We start from the raw sequence: 3,127 nt of genomic DNA on the forward strand, positions 1-3,127 counted from the left end.
TGTGCTGACCCCGGATTAGTGTCCGCAATCCGTTCCCGCGCTCACATGCGTCGCCGGTAACAGCGGGGTGTGAAGCTGAGCGTTCAAGCCCAAGGGTTCCCTGGCCATCGGGGAACGACAGGCGAGGGAAAGGCTGGACGGGTGAACCGCGTGAACCCCCATTGATGTCTCGTAAGGTTGAAGCCGCCCGATGGTTCGTAATCAGTGGCTACAGAACCCGGCGTTGGAAGACGTCAGGCGACTCTCGGAGATTTGAGACCGGGAGGAGGACACCGCCGGTTCCGGGATATAGGGGGCACCCACCCCAGCCGCAACTTACGTGTGTGGAACGTGGAAACCCCGTTGGAGTCCGGGCTCAGCCCGGTAAGTCAACCGCAAGGAAGGCCCAATTCTTCAGCGGGAACAGGATGGCCCAAGAAGCGAACGCCGGTCGACCGAAAGGTCAGAGGAAAACCCTGGAGTCCTTCACTCCAGGCTATAACTCGCCGGATACAGGTCGGAATGACCTGACCCGAAAGGGTGCCCACGTGGGCCGGGTGAGCCTTTGAACCATCCCGAGTAATGACGTCAGAACCTGCCGGACAAGTTAGACGCGAAGGAGGAACATGCGACAGACAGTCCCTACTGCCGGCCGCACCTCCAAAGTGAACGGACCGCAGGGCGGACCACTGGACTGGCACGGCATCGACTGGGCCAGCACTGAGGCAAACGTACGGCGTCTGAGACAACGGATCTTCAAAGCGACACAGGAAGGGGACCTCAAGAAGGTCCGCAATCTGCAAAAGCTCATGTTGCGGAGCCGCAGTAACACGCTCCTGAGCGTGAAACGGGTAACGCAGCAGAGCAAGGGCCGCAAGACGGCAGGCATCGACAGGGAACGAGCACTCACCCCCCAGGCGCGAGCTCGCATGGCGGTCGACATCGACCAGCAAACCCAGCCCTGGAGAGCCAGGCCCGTCAAACGGGTCTACATCCCGAAGAGCAATGGAAAGCAACGCCCGCTCGGTATCCCGGTCATGCGCGACCGAGTAATCCAAGCACGTGTGAAAAACGCGCTGGAACCCGAGTGGGAAGCCCGGTTCGAATCGCGCTCCTACGGATTTCGACCAGGGCGCGGTTGCCACGACGCCATCCAGGCGATCTTCAGCACCGCGAAGGGCAAGACGGCCAAACGTCAGTGGGTACTCGACGCCGACCTGGCCGCAGCGTTCGACCGCATCGACCACGATCGCCTGCTTGACGGCGTCGGCGGCTTCCCTGCCAGGCAACTCGTCCGCCAGTGGCTGAAGGCGGGCGTGGTCGACGACGGACGCTTCACTCGCACCGATGAGGGAACACCTCAAGGCGGAGTGATCAGCCCCTTGTTGCTCAACATTGCACTTCACGGAATGGAGGAAGCCGCAGGAGTCCGATTCGCAACCCGCAAAGGAACAGTGATGTGGGCCGCGAAAGGGACGCCGATCCTGGTGCGTTACGCCGATGACTTTGCCGTGTTCTGCACGAGCAAGGAAGAAGCTGAGACGGTCAAGTCACGGCTTGACGATTGGCTTGAACCCCGAGGTCTTCGCTTCAACGAAGAGAAGACGCGAATCCTTCACCTTTCCGAAGGGTTCGACTTCCTCGGCTTCAACGTCCGACGCCATGGCGACAGCCTGATCATTACGCCCAGCAAGGATGCGGTGAAGAGGATCCGGAATCGACTGCGTTCCGAGATGCAAGCTCTTCTCGGGCAGAGCATCACAGTCGTACTCCGCAGACTCTCCCCGATCGTCAGGGGCTGGTCTGCGTACTACCGGACGGTGGTGTCCAGCAAGACATTCTCAGCGCTGGACAGTTACGTGTGGACGCTCACCTACAAGTGGGCCAAGCGCACCCACCCGAAGAAGTCGAAGCACTGGATCGTCAACAAGTACTTCGGCAGAATCAACCGGTCCAAGAACAATAACTGGGTCTTCGGTGACCGCACCACAGGTGCACATCTTCCCAAGTTCGCCTGGACCAACATCAGAAGGCATCAGCTAGTCAAGGGAAAGTCGTCACCTGACGATCCCGCGCTCCACGACTACTGGAATCAGCGTCGCAGGACGCGAACGCCTCCGCCAATGGACAAGATCAGCCTTACTCTGGCAGCCCGTCAGAAAGGGATCTGTCCGCTCTGCGGTCAGGCGCTCATCGTTGGAGCAGAATACGAACCGGAAAGTCCACGCGAGTGGATCGACTGGTTCGACGCGATGAAGAAGCGGTTGCACAAACACCACTTCGCCTACCGACGTGACGGCGGATCTGATGAAGTCAAGAATCTTCGACTCGTTCACTCCGAATGCCATCAGCAGCTTCATGCGAGAGACGGCATCAACAAAAAGCAGATTCTGTGAAGCGTTTGGGCTTGCTTGAGCCGTGGTGCCTGGAAACAGGCATGCCCGGTTCTGAGGGGGCCGGGTCATGGCAACATGACCCGGCTACCCGACAGGAACCGCGCTGTCGCCACGCGCTACGACAAGCTCGCGGTCCGCTACGAGGCGGCCGTCCTCGTCGCGGCCATCAACGAGTGGCTGTGACCTTCGGCCATCACACGGTGGGATCCACGTTCCACGTCTCCGGCAGATCGCTGCCGCAGAAGACGCAGACGAAGTCGTCCTCGCGCACGATGCTGTGCTCCTGGCAGCCAGGACACCGGCGGAACACCACCTCGTGGGTGAAGCCGGAGGGCCGTTCGAGTCCTACGTCGTCCAGAGCACGAGCGACTTCCGACCAGGAGCCGATGTCGGGGCAGTACCCGGTGGACTGGTTGCTGACCTCGCTCACAGCCCACCGTCCCCCCTCGCGCACAAAACCGATCTCGCCCGCACTCAAGACCATGGCTCCGCCGGCACAGGCCACGTGCTCACTCCGGCGCGGCGCCAGCCGAAGCACACCGTCCACGCCGATCACGAAAGTGAACGGCTCGGCCAGCTCCGCCACCGATCGCCCAGCGACCCAGTCACCGAATTCAACTGCCGAGCTGATCCGACACCCGCCGCTGCCAGGCCGGACCGCAGTCTTCAGCTCCACCGGTCCGACATATCGGTAACTCCGCCCCCGCGCACTCACACCAGCCAACCTAGAGCACTTCCGACACACGCCCTAG

The 3,127-nt window shown here is 61.3% G+C and carries 2 protein-coding genes; one reads left to right on the forward strand and one right to left on the reverse strand.

Annotated elements, in window-relative coordinates; translation table 11 throughout:
• Positions 1-605 precede the first annotated feature (605 nt).
• Entirely contained in the window at positions 606-2,375 is a 1,770-nt protein-coding gene (gene ltrA, locus ACIGJO_RS35680) for a group II intron reverse transcriptase/maturase (RefSeq protein ID WP_399965594.1), read from the forward strand.
• A gap of 193 nt (positions 2,376-2,568) precedes the next feature.
• On the opposite strand, the gene ACIGJO_RS35685 is transcribed toward ltrA, so the two are convergent.
• Positions 2,569-3,090: a hypothetical protein gene (locus ACIGJO_RS35685; protein ID WP_399965596.1), complete on the reverse strand. Its 522-nt coding sequence runs from the start codon at positions 3,088-3,090 to the stop codon at positions 2,569-2,571.
• Between the last annotated feature and the right edge of the window lie 37 nt (positions 3,091-3,127).

Origin of the sequence: Streptomyces sp. NPDC079020, assembly GCF_044542225.1 — a bacterium.
GTDB lineage: Bacteria > Actinomycetota > Actinomycetes > Streptomycetales > Streptomycetaceae > Streptomyces.

Bases quoted from the DNA above. Each gene is read 5' to 3' on its own strand.
- ltrA (WP_399965594.1), top strand. From the start codon at position 606: ATGCGACAGACAGTCCCTACTGCCGGCCGCACCTCCAAAGTGAACGGA.